Source organism: Sphaerisporangium sp. NPDC051011, from assembly GCF_040653595.1.
Lineage (GTDB): Bacteria > Actinomycetota > Actinomycetes > Streptosporangiales > Streptosporangiaceae > Sphaerisporangium.
The window spans coordinates 257,760-273,513 of record NZ_JBFAGG010000013.1 but is presented as its reverse complement, the minus strand read 5'-3'; the positions used below and the strand labels follow the sequence as shown (position 1 = coordinate 273,513).

Below are 15,754 nucleotides of genomic sequence, written 5' to 3'. Positions count from 1 at the left end.
ACCGGCAGCCCGCCATGAGAGACGGAGGTTCATGCATGATTCATGCACTGGCTTTTAACACACTGTTGAGTTCTCAAGAAACGGACGCGTACACCGCCGAAACCGTGATCCAGGTGATCGCGGCCCCGTCCGGGGCGTTCGTCTTCATTTTCTACTTTACCAGACCCGAGCGATTCGGCCAAATCAATTGATCTGAATCGAATCACTCAAATCCGTAAAAGTATGTCACCCCGTCGCCAAGGCAACCCGGCCAACTTACCCTGTCACCCACAGCGTGTCCAATCGAGCCGTCAAAGACAGCTTGAACCGTACCGGCGTGGGTGACACGTCAGAGTCGGACCCTTCATCATGAGACGGAGGAATCCGAGAGCATGTCGTTCGGGATACCCCGGAGCCAGGCGCCGTTCGGCAGCCCGTCGTTCCTGGAGTGATCAAAACATTAAGCCTCGTTCGCGGGTCCGTCAAATCGCCGGTGAGCCCGGACAGGCGCGCCACCTCGCCGACCTGCGACGACGCGCCAAAGTCTCACGGAGCCGCTACAGGACTGTTACCAACGGCGCACCGGCCCCTGGCCTTGCGCGCAGGGGCCGGTGGCGGTGGCACAGGGGTCACCCGGCGGCGACCTCTACCCCGCCGACGGACCGCTTCCCGCGCCGGAGCACCAGGAAGCGCCCGTGCAGCAGGTCTTCGGCGGCCGGGACGTACGCCTCGTCGGTGACGCGCGTGTTGTTCAGGTACGCCCCGCCCTCCTTGACGGCACGGCGGGCGGCGGACTTGCTCTCAACGACCCCGCTCTCGGCGAGCAGGTCGACGTAGGAGGCCCCGAGTGCGGGCACGGTCGTCCTCGGCACCTCGGCGAGCGCCGCGGCGAGCGTCCGCTCGGGCAGCTCGGTCAGGGAGCCCTGTCCGAACAGCGCTCCCGAGGCTGCGATGACGGCGGCGCACTCGTCGGCGCCGTGCAGCAGGGTGGTGAACTCCTCGGCCAGCGCGCGCTGGGCCTCGCGGGCCGCCGGCCGGTCCGACGCGCTCTTCTCCAGCGCCTCGATCTCCTCACGCGACCTGAAGCTGAAGATCTTCAGGAACTTGACGACGTCGCGGTCATCGGAGTTGAGCCAGAACTGGTAGAAGGCGTACGGCGAGGTCAGCTCGGGGTCTAGCCACACGGCGCCGCCTGCGGTCTTGCCGAACTTCGTGCCGTCGGCCTTGGTGATGAGCGGGACGGTAAGCGCGTGCACGTGCCCGCCCTCGACGCGGCGAATGAGATCGCAGCCCGCGGTGATGTTGCCCCACTGGTCGCTGCCGCCGATCTGGAGCGTGCAGCCGAACCGCCGGTGGAGCTCCAGGTAGTCGTTCGCCTGGAGGATCTGGTAGCTGAACTCGGTGTAGCTCAGCCCTTCTCCGGCCAGGCGAGCCGAGACGGACTCGCGGGCCAGCATGCGGTTGACGGGGAAGTGCTTGCCGACGTCGCGCAGGAAGTCGATCGTCGACAGGCCCGCCGTCCAGTCGAGGTTGCTCACCAGGACGGAGCCGGAGGCATCGGACAGGTCGAGGAACTTCTCCACCTGGACGCGGATACGCTGCACCCACTCGGCGACGACCTCGGTGGAGTTGAGCGCGCGTTCCTCGCTCTTGCCGCTGGGGTCGCCGATGAGGCCGGTGGCGCCGCCGACCAGCCCGACGACGTGGTGCCCCGCGCGCTGGATGCGCGTGAGGGTCAGCAGCGGCACGAGGTTGCCGACGTGCAGGGAGGGAGCCGTGGGGTCGAAGCCGCAATAGACCGTGATCGGACCCTCGTTCATCGACGCCCTGAGCGCGTCGATGTCGGTGGACTGCGCGATCAGGCCGCGCCACGCAAGGTCATCGAGGATGTCGGTCACGATCCTGGCTTTCGTTCGTCGTCGGTTGGATTGGTGGCTGTTCGCCTTGTTCACAGCCTGCCCGATCATCTCACCGCCGCGCCACTCGAAAGCCGTGCCGGGGCGGCGCGGGGCCGGGGCGGGTCAGTTCGGCCTGGTCTTGGGGACGTGCTTGCGGTACGGGGAGACGGTGGGGTCCGCGTCGATCCAGAAGCGCCAAGGGACGTCGGCCGCGGAGGAGACGCCGGTGCGCGGGCCGGAGCGGATCAGCGCGGGGTCGGCCGGGTGACCTTCCAGAACGCGGAACGCGCCGCCCTCGGCGCAGCAGTCCAGGCCGTTGTGCGTGCGGCCGATGCCGAGCGCGACGGCGAGCCGCGCGGGCCCGCGGGCCAGGTCACGCTCTGGCAGGGGGCGGCCGGGGCGGGTGAGCGCGGGGGCCGTGGCCGGCCTGTGGCGGCGGGTGCGGACGAGGTCCGCCCCTTCGATCACCTCCGCGGCGCGTAGCAGCACCCCGGAGCCCATGCCCTCGGGCAGGCAGACGAGGTTGGCGCAGAAGTGCATGCCGTAGGTGAAGTAGACGTACAGGTGGCCGGGCGGGCCGAACATCACGGCGTTGCGGGGGGTGCGGCCCCGGTAGGTGTGGGACGCGGGGTCCTCTCCCGGAGGGCCGTACGCCTCGACCTCGGTGAGGCGCACGGCGACCGGCCCGTGGACGAGGACGCGCCCGAGCAGGGCGGGCGCGACCTCGGCCGAGGGCCGGTCGAAGAACTCCCTGTCTAGGAGCCGCTCGCCCACGCCGCCTGGCCGTCGACGATCTCGCGGAGGGCGCCGAGCTGGTCGCGGACCCGGTCGGGGGCGGTGCCTCCGAACGCCTTGCGGGAGGCCAGCGCGCCCTGGACGTTGAGCACGTCGAGGGCGCCGATGCCTTCCCCGGTGGCGGTGGCGAAGTGGGGAGAGATCTTCGCCAGGTCCTCCTCGGTGAGCTTCTCGAAGGTGGTGTCGTTGACCTGGCACCACACGACGAGGTGGCCGACCGCCTCGTGGGCGTCGCGGAACGGCACGCCCTTGCGGACGAGCAGCTCGGCGAGGTCGGTGGCGAGGGCGAAGCCGTCGGGCGCCGAGGTCTCCAGGCGGGCGGTGTTCACGCGCATGGTGGCGACGAGGCCGGACATCGCGGGCAGGACGAGCAGGAGGGTGTCGACCGTGTCGAAGATCGGCTCCTTGTCCTCCTGCAGGTCGCGGTTATAAGTGAGCGGCAGGCCCTTGAGGATCGTGAGCATGGTCGTCAGGTTGCCGATGAGCCTGCCGGACTTGCCGCGCGCCAGCTCGGCGACGTCGGGGTTCTTCTTCTGCGGCATGATCGACGAGCCTGTGGAGTAGGCGTCGTCCATCTCGATCCAGTGGAACTCCTGGGAGGCCCACAGGACGATCTCTTCGCCGAGCCGCGACAGGTGGACCCCGGCCAGGGCGGCGCAGAACAGGAACTCGGCGGCGAAGTCGCGGTCGGCGACGGCGTCCATGGAGTTCGGCGCGGCGGAGGCGAAGCCCAGTTCCTCGGCGACGGCCTGCGGGTCGAGGGGCAGGGACGACCCGGCCAGGGCGCCCGCGCCGAGGGGGGACACGGCGGCGCGGCGGTCCCAGTCGCGCAGCCGGTCGACGTCGCGGGCGATGGCGTGGACGTGCGCCAGCAGCTGGTGGCCGAAGGAGACCGGCTGGGCGTGCTGGAGGTGGGTCATGCCTGGGGCCGCGGTGGCGGCGTGCACTTCGGCCTGGCTCATCAGCGCGGTCTCCAGCTCGACCAGCCGCGAGACGATGTGGCGGACGTGGTCGCGCAGGTAGAGGCGCAGGTCGGTGGCGACCTGGTCGTTGCGGCTGCGGCCGGCGCGGAGCTTGCCGCCCAGCGAGCCGAGACGTTCCAGCAGGCCGCGCTCCAGCGCGGTGTGGACGTCCTCATCGGCCACGGTGGGCCGGAACGCCCCGGACCTGCAGGCCTCTTCGAGATCTTCCAGCGCGTCGAGCATGCGCGTCAGCTCGTCCTCGCTGAGCAGCCCGGCGCGGTGGAGCACCCGGGCGTGCGCCCGGGACGCCAGCAGGTCGTACGGCGCGAGGCGCCAGTCGAACTGCACGCTGACCGACAGGCGCGTCAGCGCGTCGGCCGGACCGCCCTCGAACCTGCCGCCCCAGAGCCGCATGGGCTTGCCACCCTCAGCCACCGTGTCCTCGTCTTCCTGTGATTCCTGTGTCATCGACTTGCCCGTTCGAATGCTCAATCCGCGACCCTAGCCCAAAACGGGGACCGGTCGAACGGCACGGAGGGGGCGCGCCTCCGCTCGCGTCATGCGGTCTGGCCTCGCCGTTCTGTCAACCTGACCAGTGCCTCCGCGAGGAGGGTTCCTCCCGTGGGGTCCCGGCTGATCACCAGGACCGTGTCGTCGCCCGCGACGGTGCCGAGGATGGACTCCCAGTCGGCGTGGTCCAGGGCGGAGGCGAGGAACTGCGCGGCGCCTGGAGGAGTCCGGACGATCACGATGTTGGCCGAGGCCTCGGCCGAGACGAGGAGTTCCTCGGCGACGCGCCGGAGCCTGGCCGCCGGTGTCTCGCCCGAGCCGACGCGGGTCAGCGGGATGCGTGCGCCGCCCTCGCCCGGCAGGGCGTACACCAGGGAGCCGTCGTCGGCGCGGAGCTTCATCGCACCCAGTTCGTCAAGGTCGCGCGACAGGGTCGCCTGGGTGACCTCGACGCCGCCCTCGGCGAGGAGCCGGGCGAGCTCGGGCTGGGACTTGATCTTGTGCCGCTTGACCAGTTCGGCGATCTTGGCGTGCCTGCCGACCTTGGTGAGCGGGACGTTCATCGTGCCACCAGCCACTGGAGCAGGGCCTTCTGTGCGTGCAGGCGGTTCTCGGCCTGGTCCCAGACGACGCTGTGCGGGCCGTCCAGCACGTCGGCGGTGATCTCCATGCCGCGGTAGGCGGGCAGGCAGTGCAGGACGATGGCGTCGGGCGCGGCCAGGGCGAGCGTCTCGGCGTTGAGCTGGTAGGGCATGAGGGAGGCCACGCGCTCGTCCTTGCCGTCCTGGCCCATGGAGACCCAGGTGTCGGTGGCCAGGACGTGCGTGCCGGCGACGGCGACGGCCGGGTCGGTGAGGACGGTGACCGAGCCGCCGGTGGTCGCGGCGATCTGCGCGGCGCGGTTGAGGATCAGCGGTTCGGGGTGGTAGGCGGCGGGGGCGGCGATCCTGACGTGCATGCCGGCGGTCGCGCCGCCGAGCAGGTAGGAGTGGGCCATGTTGTTGGCGCCGTCGCCGAGGTAGGTGAGGGTGCGCCCGGCCGTGCCGCCCTGGTGTTCGCGGATGGTGAGCAGGTCGGCGAGGATCTGGCAAGGGTGGAACTCGTCGGTCAGGGCGTTGACGACGGGCACCGAGGAGGCCGAGGCCATGGCCTCGATGCGCTCCTGGCCGAAGGTACGCCAGACGATGGCGGCGACCTGCCGTTCCAGGACGCGCGCGGTGTCCTCGATGGGCTCGCCGCGCCCGAGCTGGGAGCCGGCCGCGTCGATGATGAGCGGGTGGCCGCCGAGTTCGGCGATGCCGACCGCGAAGGAGATGCGGGTGCGGGTGGAGTGCTTGTCGAACAGGACGGCCACCGTCATCGGCCCGGCGAACGGCCGGTGGCCGTAGCGGTCCTTCTTCATGGCCTCGGCGAGGTAGAGCACCTCGGACTGTTCGGCGGGGCTGAGGTCGTCGTCGCGCAGGAAGTGCCGGACGGCCGTGAGGGTGCTGTGGGCGGGGCTCATGCGGACGCCTCCGTGAGGATGCCCGGGAGGGCGGTGACGAAGGAGTCGGCCTCCTCGGCGGTGATCACCAGCGGCGGCGCGATGCGGACGGCGTCGGGCTGCACGGCGTTGACCAGGAACCCGGCGCGCTGCGCTTCGGCCTGGACGGCGGCGGCGGAGTCGGTGGTGAGCACTGCGGCCAGCCACAGGCCGCGTCCCCGGACGCGGGCGAGCAGGGGGTGGTCGACGGCGTCGATGGCGGCGGCGAGCCGGGCTCCGACGGTGCGGACGTTCTCCAGCAGCCCGTCGCGTTCGATGGTGTCGAGGACGGCCAGGGCGGCGGCGCTGGAGACGGGGTTGCCGCCGAAGGTCGACCCGTGGTCGCCCTTGGCGAAGATCGTCCCGGTGTCGCCGAAGCCGACGCAGGCGCCGATCGGCATGCCGCCGCCGAGGCCCTTGGCCAGGGTGAGCACGTCGGGGGTGATGCCGTCGTGCTGGTGGGCGAACCAGTGGCCGGTGCGGCCGATCGCCGACTGGATCTCGTCCAGGACGAGCAGCGCGCCGGTGGCGTCGCAGATCTGCCGGGCGGCGGTGAAGTAACCGGCGGGTGGGGGGACGACTCCGGCCTCGCCCTGTGTGGGCTCCAGGAAGACGGCGGCGCAGTCCTCGGTGACGGCCTGCTTGAGCGCGTCGGCGTCGCCGTAGGGGACGAAGCGGACGTCGATCGGGAACGGGCCGAACTGGTCGCGGATCGAGGGCTTGCCGGTCAGGGACAGGGCGCCGAGGGTACGGCCGTGGAAGCCGTTCTCGGCGGCGACGAAGTACGTCCTGCCGGTGGCGGTGCCGTGTTTGATGGCGAGCTTGAGGGCGCACTCGTTGGCCTCGGTGCCGGAGTTGGCCAGGAACACGCGGCCGGGGGCCTTGAGCAGGCCGAGCAGGCGTTCGGCGAGCAGCACCTCGGGCTCGTTGACGAACAGGTTGGAGGTGTGCGCGAGCGTCGCGACCTGGCGGGAGACGGCCTCGACGAGGGCGGGGTGGCCGTGGCCGAGCGAACTGACGGCGATGCCCGCGATCAGGTCGAGGTAGCGCCTGCCGTCGGCGTCCCAGACGTGGCAGCCCTCGCCGCGTACGGGCACCAGGGGCGGCACACCGTAGTTGGGCATGAACGCGGCCTCGAAGCGCTCGCGCAGCGATCCGGCGCTCGCGCTGATCACGTCCGAGCCGGACGCGGCGACGGCTTCTTCCAGGCCGCTCATGACTGGACCTCCGGCAAGACCATGGTTCCGATTCCCTCGTCCGTGAAGATTTCGAGCAGCACCGAGTGCGGCACCCTGCCGTCCAGGACGTGGGCCTGGGGCACGCCGCCGATGACGGCGGTGAGGCACGCCTCCATCTTGGGCGCCATGCCGCTGGACAGGGTGGGCAGGAGCGCCTTGAGCTCCGGCGCCGAGATCCGGCTGATGACCTGGGAGGGTGTGCCGTCCGCCGCGACGGGCCAGTCGGCGTACAGGCCCTCGACGTCGGTGAGCACGATGAGCTTGCCCGCGTCCAGGGCCACCGCGAGCGCGGCGGCGGCGGTGTCGGCGTTGACGTTGTAGACCTCGCCGTCCTCGCCGCGCGCGACGGACGACACGACCGGGATACGGCCGTCGTCCAGCAGGGCGCGCACGGCTCCGGCCTCGACCTTGACGATCTCGCCGACCTGGCCGATATCGACCTTGCGCCCGTCGACATCGGCGTGCTTGCGCTCGGCGGTGAACAGGTGGGCGTCCTCGCCGGACATGCCGATGGCGAAGGGCCCGTGCCGGTTGATCAGGCCGACGACGTCGCGGTTGACCTGGCCGACGAGCACCATGCGGACGACCTGCATCGCCTCGGGGGTGGTGACCCGCAGCCCGGCGGTGAAGCTGCTCTCGATGCCGAGCCGGTCCAGGTGGGCGTTGATCTGCGGGCCGCCTCCGTGCACGACGACGGGCTTGAGGCCCGCGTGCAGCAGGAAGACCATGTCGTCGGCGAAGCCCTGGCGCAGGGTCTCGTCGGTCATCGCGTTGCCGCCGTACTTGACGACGACCGTGCGGCCGCGGAAGCTCTCGAGCCAGGGCAGGGCCTCGATGAGGACTGCGGCCTTGGCGTGCGCCTGGTCGCGGCCGGTCCCGGCCCTGAGCTCGCCGATCGTCTCGCCGCTCATGTGGAGTACGCCGAGTTCTCGTGGACGTAGTCCGCGGTGAGGTCGGTGGTGTGGACGGTCGCGCTGTGCGGCCCGGCGGACAGGTCGATGGTGATCGTCACGTCGCGGGGGCGCAGGTCGACCTTGTCGCGGTCGTCGCCCGCGGCGCCGGCGCGGCAGATCCAGATGCCGTTGATCGCGACGTTGACGCGGTCGGGCTCGAAGGCGGCGGCGGTGGTGCCGACGGCGGACAGGACGCGGCCCCAGTTCGGGTCCTCACCGTGGATGGCGCACTTGAGGAGGTTGGACCTGGCCACGGCGCGGCCGACCTCGACGGCGTCGTCCTCGGTGGCAGCGCCCACGACCTCGATGGCGATGGCCTTGGTGGCGCCCTCGGCGTCGACCAGGAGCTGGCGCGCCAGGTCGGCGCAGACGTCGGTGATCTTCTTCTCGAACTCGGCGGGGTCGGGGGTGACGCCGGAGGCTCCGCTGGCCAGCAGCAGGACGGTGTCGTTGGTGGACATGCAGCCGTCGGTGTCGAGCCGGTCGAAGGTCACGGCGACGGCCTTGCGCAGGACGCGGTCGAGCTCGCCGGCGGGGACGTCGGCGTCGGTGGTGACGACGCACAGCATGGTGGCGAGGGCCGGGGCGAGCATGCCCGCGCCCTTGGCCATTCCGCCCACCATGTAGCCGTCGCCCCTGCGGAAGGAGATCTTGGTGACGGTGTCGGTGGTGCGGATCGCGTCGGCGGCGGCCAGGCCGCCGTCCCGGGAGAGCTGGCCGGCCGCGGCCTCGACCCCGGGCAGCAGGGAGTCCATGGGGAGGCGCTCGCCGATAAGCCCGGTGGAGCAGACGGCGATCTCGCCCGCGGAGTCGCCGAGGAGGTCGGCGACCTTCTCGGCGGTGGCGTGGGTGTCCTGGAAGCCGGCGGGGCCGGTGCAGGCGTTGGCGCCGCCGGAGTTGAGGACGACGGCCTTCACCCGGCCGCCGGTGAGCACCTGCTGGGTCCACAGCACGGGCGCGGCCTTCACGCGGTTGCGGGTGAAGACGCCGGCGGCCGCGCGGGAGGGGCCCTCGTTGACGACGAGGGCGATGTCGCGGGCGCCGTGCGACTTGAGCCCGGCGGCGACGCCGGCCGCGCGGAAGCCGAGGGGGGCGGTGACGCTCACGCGCACCCCCGGTGGTTCGTGCCGGGCGTGTTCTCGCTGCGCTCGCTCATGGTGCGACTCCGTTGAAGGGAAGGCCGAGTTCTTCTGCAAGGCCGAGGGCGACGTTGGTGCTCTGGATCGCCCCGCCCGCGGTGCCCTTGGTCAGGTTGTCGATGGCGATGACGGCGACGACGCGGCCGGACCGCTCGTCGAGGGTCACCTGCAGCGCGGCGGTGTTGGCGCCGAGGGTCATGGAGGTGGCGGGCCAGGCACCCTCGGGCAGCAGCCGCAGGAACGGCTCGTCCTGGACGGCCGTCGCGTACGCCTCGCGCAGGGCGGCGGCGGTGAGGCCGGGGGCGGCGGGGGCGGTGCAGGTGGCGAGGATGCCACGGCTCATGGGGGCCAGGACGGGCGTGAAGGAGACCGTGACCGGGGTGCCGGCGACCCGCGAGAGGTTCTGCTCCATCTCGGGGGTGTGGCGGTGGGCGCCGCCGACGCTGTAGGCGCTCGCGGAGCCCATGACCTCGCTGCCCAGCAGGTTGGGCTTGGGCGACCTTCCGGCGCCGGAGGTGCCGCTGGCGGCGACCACGACGACGTCGGGCTCGGCGAGCCCCGCGGCGAAGGCGGGGTACAGGGCGAGGGTGGCCGCGGTCGGGTAGCAGCCGGGGACGGCTATGCGGCGGGCGCCCTTGAGGACCTCGCGCTGGCCGGGCAGCTCCGGCAGCCCGTACGGCCAGGTGCCGGCGTGCGTGCCGCCGTAGAAGCGGGTCCACTCGGCGGGGTCCTCGAGCCGGAAGTCGGCGCCGCAGTCGACGACGAGGACCTCGTCGCCCAGCCGCTCGGCGATGGCGGCGGACTGCCCGTGAGGCAGGGCGAGGTAGACGACGTCGTGGCCGGCCAGGGTCTCGGGCGTCGTGTCGAGCAGCACCCTTCCGGCCAGGGTGGGAAGGTGGGGCTGGTGGGCGCCGAGCGTGCCGCCGGCGCTGGAACCGGCGGTGAGGGCGCCGATCTCGATGGTGGGGTGGCCGAGGAGCAGGCGCAGAAGCTCTCCCCCGGCGTATCCGCTGGCTCCGGCGATCGCCGCCTTCATCGGACCCCTTTCTGCATGGTCATGCACTGCGACTCATGACCTCCCTAACGAGAGTGAGTATGCATCGTGAAGCATCTTCATGCAAGCGAGACTTGACGACATGGCCGCGGGTTTCTGCGCCCTGGCCTCCGTACCTACCGGTCGGTATCGTCACGTGCCAAAGGGCACTACTCACTCTCGGGAGTCACCGCGCATGACTGTCACTCACGAGCAGGTGCGGGCACAGCTCACCGGCCCCGGACAGCTCTTCGAGATGGAGGAGATCGAGGTCCGCGGGGCGAGGATCCGCACGTGGAAGCACGCCCCCCTGACCTTCCGGGCGATGCTCGGCAACAGCCGCTTCCACGGCGAGCAGGTCTTCCTGGTCTACGAGGACGAACGGCTCACCTACGAGGAGCACTACCGGCGGGCCGCCACGCTGGCCGGCCGGCTCGTCGAGGACTACGGCGTCGTCAAGGGCGACCGCGTCGCCATCGCCATGCGCAACTATCCCGAGTGGGTCGTCGCCTTCTCCGCCGTGCTGGCCGCCGGGGCCATCGCCGTGCCGCTGAACGCCTGGTGGACGACGCCCGAGCTGGAGTACGGGCTGTCGGACTCGGGCGCCCGGCTCGTCATCGTCGACGGCGAGCGCGCCGAGCGGCTGCGCGGCAGCGCCGTCCCCATGATCGTCACCCGCGCGGGCGGCGACCTGCCGCCCGGCGCGCGGGAGTTCGGCGAGGTCCTCGGCGAGGTGCGCGCCGACGTCACGCTCCCGGCCGTGGACCTCGGCCCGGAGGATCCCGCCACGATCTTCTACACCTCCGGCACCACGGGCCTGCCCAAGGGCGCCCTCGGCAGCCACCGCAACCTCGCCCAGTCGCCGATGAGCGTGGCGTACGCGGTGCTGCACAGCGTCGCCCTGGCCGGCAAGGACCCCGCCACGGCGGCGGGCCAGCGGCGGATCACCCTGCTCGCGGTGCCGCTGTTCCACGCCACCGGCTGCTTCGCGGTGCTGACGGCGACCATGTTCGCCGGCGGCGGGCTGGTGCTGATGTACAAGTGGGACCCCGGGCAGGCGCTCGCCCTCATCGAGCGGGAGAAGGTCACGATCGTGACCGGCGTGCCGACCAACACCTGGCAGCTGCTCTCCCACCCCGACCTCGGCACGTACGACATCTCCAGCCTCGGCGGGGTGAGCTACGGAGGCGCGCCGGCCCCGCCGAAGCTGCTGGAACGCATCGGCCACCAGTTGCCGAAGCGGCAGGCGTCCAACGGGTACGGCATGACCGAGACGACGGCCCTGGCCATCTACAACAGCGGGCCCGCCTATCTGGCCAAGCCCGACAGCATCGGCCTGCCGCTCGCGGTCTGCGACGTGCGCGTCCTCGGCCCCCTCGGCGACGAGCTGCCCCCGGGCCAGGTCGGCGAGCTGTGCATGCGCGGGCCGAACGTGATCACGGGGTACTGGAACCGGCCCGACGCCACCGCCGAGACGTTCGTCGACGGCTGGCTGCACACGGGCGACCTCGCCAAGGTCGACGAGGAGGGCTTCGTCTACATCGTCGACCGGGCCAAGGACATGGTCATCCGGGGCGGCGAGAACGTGTACTGCGCCGAGGTCGAGGCGGCCCTGTTCGAGCACCCGGCCATCGACGACGCCGCCGTCATTGGCATCCCGGACGAGGAGTTCGGCGAGCAGGTGGGCGCGGTCGTCCGGCTCAAGCCGGAGGCGGACGCGACCGCGGAGGAGCTCCAGGAGTTCCTGCGCGGGACGCTGGCGCCCTTCAAGATCCCGGTGCGCTTCTGGTTCCGGGAGGCCGAGCTGCCGCGCAACCCCGGAGGCAAGATCCTCAAGACCCACCTCAGGAGGGAGACGCTGGGTCTCTGACCCACTCGGCCGGTGACGGCGGCCACGATCACCGCGGTGCGTGAGCCCCGGGCCGCACTCGGGGCTCACGCCGCGGGGGAAAACCGGTTGTCCGCCGCACGGCGCGGCCTTCACACTGCCGCCTGTGCCAACCACCCCCGCGCGAGCGCTGAAGGCGCTGCTGCTGCGCCTGCGGCTCGACGTGAGCCCGATCCGCGAGTCCCGCGACTTCCGGCTGCTCCTCGGGTCGAGCACGATCTCGATATTCGGCAGCGTGCTCACCATGGTGGCCGTGCCGTACCAGATGAAGCAGCTCACCGGTTCCTACATCGCGGTCGGCCTGGTGAGCCTGGCCGAGTTCGTGCCGATGGTCGTGTTCGGCCTGTGGGGCGGCGCGATCGCCGACGCGCTCGACCGGCGCAGGATCGTCATCCTGTCCGAGGTGGGCCTGTGCCTGACCTCGGTGCTGCTGATGGCCAACGCCGTGCTGCTCCCCCGCGCCACGCAGATCCCGGTCCTGTACGTGGTGGCCGCGATCTCCGCCGGGCTGACGAGCCTGCGCAGGCCGAGCGAGCAGGCGATCATCAACCGCGTGCTGAAGCTGGACCAGATGGGCGCCGCCTTCGCGATCCAGTCCCTGGCCGGCAACGCCGGGATGATCGTGGGCCCGGCGATCGGCGGCGTCGTCGTGGCCACCCTGGGCCCGGCCACGTCCTACGGCATCGACGTCGTCACCTTCGTGCTGTCGCTGGTGCTGCTCGTCCGCGTCGGCCCGGTCCCCCTGACCGGTGACGCGGCCCCGGCCTCGCTGCGGTCGCTGGCCGAAGGCGTGCGGTACGCCGTCCGGCGGCCCGACCTGATGGGCACCTACCTGGTCGACATCGCCGCGATGATCTTCGCCTTCTCCAACGCGCTCTACCCCTTCCTCGCCGACGAGCTGCACGCCACCGCCGCGCTCGGCCTGCTGTACGCGGCGGGCGGGGTCGGCTCGGTGATCGCCTCGGTCACCTCGGGCTGGACGGGCCACGTCCACCGCCACGGCCGCGCGGTCATCGTCGCGGCGGCGGCCTGGGGGGCGGGGGTCGCACTGGCGTCCGTTATGCCCAACATCTGGCTGATGGCGGTGTTCCTCGCGGTGGCGGGCGGCGCGGACACGATCAGCGGGGTGTTCCGCGGCACCCTCTGGAACCAGACGATCCCGGACGAGTACCGCGGCAGGCTGGCCGGCATCGAGCTGCTGTCGTACTCCACCGGGCCGATGCTCGGCGACGCCCGGGCCGGCCTGATGGCCAACGTGGGCGGCAGCCGGTTCTCCCTGGGCGCCGGCGGGCTGCTGTGCGTGGCGGCGGTCGCCGTCATGGCCGCCGCCCTGCCGAAGTTCCGCCGCTACGACGCCCGCACCGACGAACACGCCCTCGCCGAACGCGCCCGCCGCGAGCAGCCGGCCACCACGTGACCGAAGCACCAGGCACAAGGCGAACCACTTGCTACGGTGGGATGCATGAAGGTCCAGGTCCGGAGCGAAACAATGACAAATTCGGAGCTACCCGACTGGCTGATCCCTCCTCCTGAGGGGTTCCACGCCGAAGACCTCGATCACCTTCCGGATTTGCCTCCGCACACAGAGTTGATTGATGGAAGCTTGGTGCTCGTGAGCCCGCAGAAAGACTTCCACACTCTGATGCTGTATCTGCTGGAGAACGGCTTGCGCCGCACGGTTCCGGCCGATCTGCGCGTGCGTCGCGAGATGAGCGTGGTTCTGGGCCCGCGACAGCGACCAGAGCCGGACGTCATCGTCTTTCACGCCCGAGCTCTCCGAGGCCCTGACGCCACGGCCTACCAAGCCGAAGATCTGGTGCTCGCGGTCGAGGTGGTCTCCCCCGAGTCAGAAGAGCGCGACCGCAAGCGGAAGCCGTTGTTGTACGCCGAGGCGGGCATCCCTCACTTCTGGCTCGTCGAGAGCTCCGAAGGACGTCCCGCGGTGAACGTCTACGAGCTGGACCGGACGACGCACAGCTACGTCCTTTCCGGGAGCCACCAAGAACGTGTGCGACTCACGATGCCGTTCGACATCGACATCGACTTGACGGAGATCGACAGGCTCTGACGTCCCCTCCGTGCCTTCAGGTGAGCGACGCTCACCCACTGGGCGGATTGCCGCTTTGCCGCCCGCCACCACGGTCGCGAACGACACCACCGCACCGACGCCCACCGCTCGGGGCACGAGGGGCCGGGTGCCTTCGCCGGGCGTGTGAGGACTTGCCCTCCGCCGCCGTCTAGGGGTGGAGGGCCGTACGCCCCCTCGGCCTAGCCCTCGCTCCCCAGTCCTCGCAGATGACGGCGCACCTGGTCGCGGGCGGAGGGGGGCAGTCCTTCGAGGATCCTGCCCGCCCGGTCGCGCGGCAGCGCCCGCAGAACCGTGGCGACGGTCTTCGGCGACACGTAGGCGAGCACCCCGCAGGCCTGGCGTACCGACACCGCCGACAGCGCCTCCACCATCGGGACGGCGGGCGCCGCGCCGACGGCCTGGACGACGTAGGCGGCGGTGCGGGCGTGGGCGTGGGTGAGGATCCGGGCGGCCTCACCGGGCCGGATCCGCGCCAGCAGCACCGACGCCTGGTCCAGGTCCATGTGGTCGATCGTGCGCCCGGCGCGGCTCGCGTTCAGCGTCCGCAGCACCGAGGCGGCGCGGCCCGGGCTGGCCGTCATCGTCTCCAGCAGGCGGCCCGCGGTCTTGTGCGCGACCGCGGCCAGCACCGCGGCGGCGGTGGTGCCGGGAAGCGCGGCCAGCACCCGCCCGGCCATCTGCGGCTCCAACTCTGCGAGCGCCTGGCCGACGGCCTTTGGGGGCATCGAGGCGCACAGCCGGGCGGCCGTGTCCGCGTCCATGCCGGCGATCCGCCTGGCGGCCTCGGCCGGTCCCAGGCCGCCGAGCCCCTCGGTGGCCTCGGGCGGGCCGACGACCGGTGGCCGTTCCTCCCGATCGTCACGCGGCAGTTTCAGGGTGGGGGCCGTCGAGCGGCCCGGTTCCACGAGGGTCGGCTCGAAGGAAGGCGGGACCCGCGGGCCGTCGATGACCGAGCGCAGGACCGCACGCAACTCGGGCACGGTCATCCGCCTACGCGGGTCCTTGTCCAGCAGGCGTTCCACCGCGCCGGCCAGCGGCCCCGGGCGAGCAGGCTTGGGCACGGGCACGTCCAGGATGGCCCGCATCATGGCGGGGACGTCGTCGTGCCGGAAGGGCGAGTAACCCTCCAGCGCGCAGAAGAACGTGACCCCGAGCGACCACAGGTCCGACGCCGGGCCGAGGGGCCGTCCCTCGATGCGCTCGGGGGCCATGAACTCCAGCGTGCCGACGAACGCGTGACGGCCGGTGAGCGTGCTCTGGCCGGCCACGTGCGCGATCCCGAAGTCCGCGAGGTACACCCGGCCGTCGTCGCCGACGAGGATGTTGGCGGGCTTCACGTCGCGGTGCAGGACGCGGGCGCGATGGGCCGCTTCCAGGGCGCCGAGGACGCGCACGCCGATCCGGGCGACCTCGCGCTCGGCGAGCGGGCCGTCCTCGATCAGGTCGCGCAGGGAGCGGCCCCTGATATAGGGCATGACGATCCAGGGGCGGCCGTGCTCCTCGAACACGTCGTAGATGTCGACCACGCTGGGGTGTTCGATGGCCGCCGCCGCTCTGGCCTCGCGCAGGGCGCGCTTGCGGCGCACGGGCAGCGGCTCCCCGTCGTCGGAGACCACCAGCTCCTTGATCGCGACCTGGCGGCCGAGCACGCGGTCGTCCGCGAGCCAGACGTCGCCCATCCCTCCCCCGCCGAGAAGCTCCACGAGCGCGTAACGGTTCTTGAGCAGGTGTACCGGTCCTCGATCCAT

General features: G+C 71.5%; 14 protein-coding genes. 4 read left to right on the top strand and 10 right to left on the bottom strand.

The genetic code is table 11. The annotated features are described in order from the left end of the window. The coding region (locus AB0H21_RS28910; protein WP_358522593.1) for a hypothetical protein at positions 1-191 on the top strand (191 nt) is incomplete at its 5' end. Between the two features lie 417 nt (positions 192-608). On the opposite strand, the gene tyrS is transcribed toward AB0H21_RS28910, so the two are convergent. The 9 genes from tyrS to argC all read right to left on the bottom strand — a co-directional run bounded on the left by tyrS (position 609) and on the right by argC (position 10,032). Continuing rightward, positions 609-1,877: a tyrosine--tRNA ligase gene (gene tyrS, locus AB0H21_RS28905; protein WP_358522592.1), complete on the bottom strand. Its 1,269-nt coding sequence runs from the start codon at positions 1,875-1,877 to the stop codon at positions 609-611. A gap of 123 nt (positions 1,878-2,000) precedes the next feature. Continuing rightward, positions 2,001-2,651: a DNA-3-methyladenine glycosylase gene (locus AB0H21_RS28900; RefSeq protein ID WP_358522590.1), complete on the bottom strand. Its 651-nt coding sequence runs from the start codon at positions 2,649-2,651 to the stop codon at positions 2,001-2,003. Then, on the bottom strand, positions 2,633-4,102 hold the full coding sequence (gene argH, locus AB0H21_RS28895) for an argininosuccinate lyase (RefSeq protein WP_358522624.1): 1,470 nt from the start codon (positions 4,100-4,102) through the stop codon (positions 2,633-2,635). The genes AB0H21_RS28900 and argH overlap by 19 nt, the downstream gene beginning before the upstream one ends. An 89-nt stretch (positions 4,103-4,191) precedes the next feature. After that, a complete protein-coding gene (locus AB0H21_RS28890; RefSeq protein ID WP_358522588.1) occupies positions 4,192-4,707 on the bottom strand; it encodes an arginine repressor in 516 nt (171 codons plus the stop codon). Then, positions 4,704-5,648: an ornithine carbamoyltransferase gene (argF, locus tag AB0H21_RS28885; protein WP_358522586.1), complete on the bottom strand. Its 945-nt coding sequence runs from the start codon at positions 5,646-5,648 to the stop codon at positions 4,704-4,706. Before argF ends, AB0H21_RS28890 begins: the two co-directional genes overlap by 4 nt. Further along, on the bottom strand, positions 5,645-6,883 hold the full coding sequence (locus AB0H21_RS28880) for an acetylornithine transaminase (RefSeq protein ID WP_358522585.1): 1,239 nt from the start codon (positions 6,881-6,883) through the stop codon (positions 5,645-5,647). The genes argF and AB0H21_RS28880 overlap by 4 nt, the downstream gene beginning before the upstream one ends. After that, positions 6,880-7,815, bottom strand: coding sequence for an acetylglutamate kinase (gene argB, locus AB0H21_RS28875; protein WP_358522583.1), 936 nt, complete (start codon positions 7,813-7,815; stop codon positions 6,880-6,882). Before argB ends, AB0H21_RS28880 begins: the two co-directional genes overlap by 4 nt. Next, on the bottom strand, positions 7,812-8,963 hold the full coding sequence (gene argJ / locus AB0H21_RS28870) for a bifunctional glutamate N-acetyltransferase/amino-acid acetyltransferase ArgJ (RefSeq protein ID WP_358522581.1): 1,152 nt from the start codon (positions 8,961-8,963) through the stop codon (positions 7,812-7,814). Before argJ ends, argB begins: the two co-directional genes overlap by 4 nt. A 46-nt stretch (positions 8,964-9,009) precedes the next feature. After that, positions 9,010-10,032 (bottom strand): N-acetyl-gamma-glutamyl-phosphate reductase, encoded by a 1,023-nt coding sequence (gene argC, locus AB0H21_RS28865; RefSeq protein WP_358522579.1) that lies wholly within the window; start codon positions 10,030-10,032, stop codon positions 9,010-9,012. 193 nt (positions 10,033-10,225) lie between these two features. On the opposite strand from argC, the gene AB0H21_RS28860 reads away from it, so the two are divergent. The 3 genes from AB0H21_RS28860 to AB0H21_RS28850 all read left to right on the top strand — a co-directional run bounded on the left by AB0H21_RS28860 (position 10,226) and on the right by AB0H21_RS28850 (position 13,985). Then, the gene (locus tag AB0H21_RS28860) at positions 10,226-11,899 is read left to right on the top strand and encodes an AMP-binding protein (RefSeq protein ID WP_358522576.1); all 1,674 of its coding nucleotides are present in this window, start codon (positions 10,226-10,228) and stop codon (positions 11,897-11,899) included. 124 nt (positions 11,900-12,023) lie between these two features. Further along, positions 12,024-13,334, top strand: coding sequence for an MFS transporter (locus AB0H21_RS28855; protein ID WP_358522573.1), 1,311 nt, complete (start codon positions 12,024-12,026; stop codon positions 13,332-13,334). A gap of 45 nt (positions 13,335-13,379) precedes the next feature. After that, positions 13,380-13,985 (top strand): Uma2 family endonuclease, encoded by a 606-nt coding sequence (locus tag AB0H21_RS28850; RefSeq protein ID WP_358522571.1) that lies wholly within the window; start codon positions 13,380-13,382, stop codon positions 13,983-13,985. A 200-nt stretch (positions 13,986-14,185) separates the two neighbouring features. Here the strand turns inward: AB0H21_RS28850 and AB0H21_RS28845 are convergent, their stop codons facing one another. Then, the gene (locus AB0H21_RS28845) at positions 14,186-15,754 is read right to left on the bottom strand and encodes a protein kinase (RefSeq protein WP_358522568.1); all 1,569 of its coding nucleotides are present in this window, start codon (positions 15,752-15,754) and stop codon (positions 14,186-14,188) included.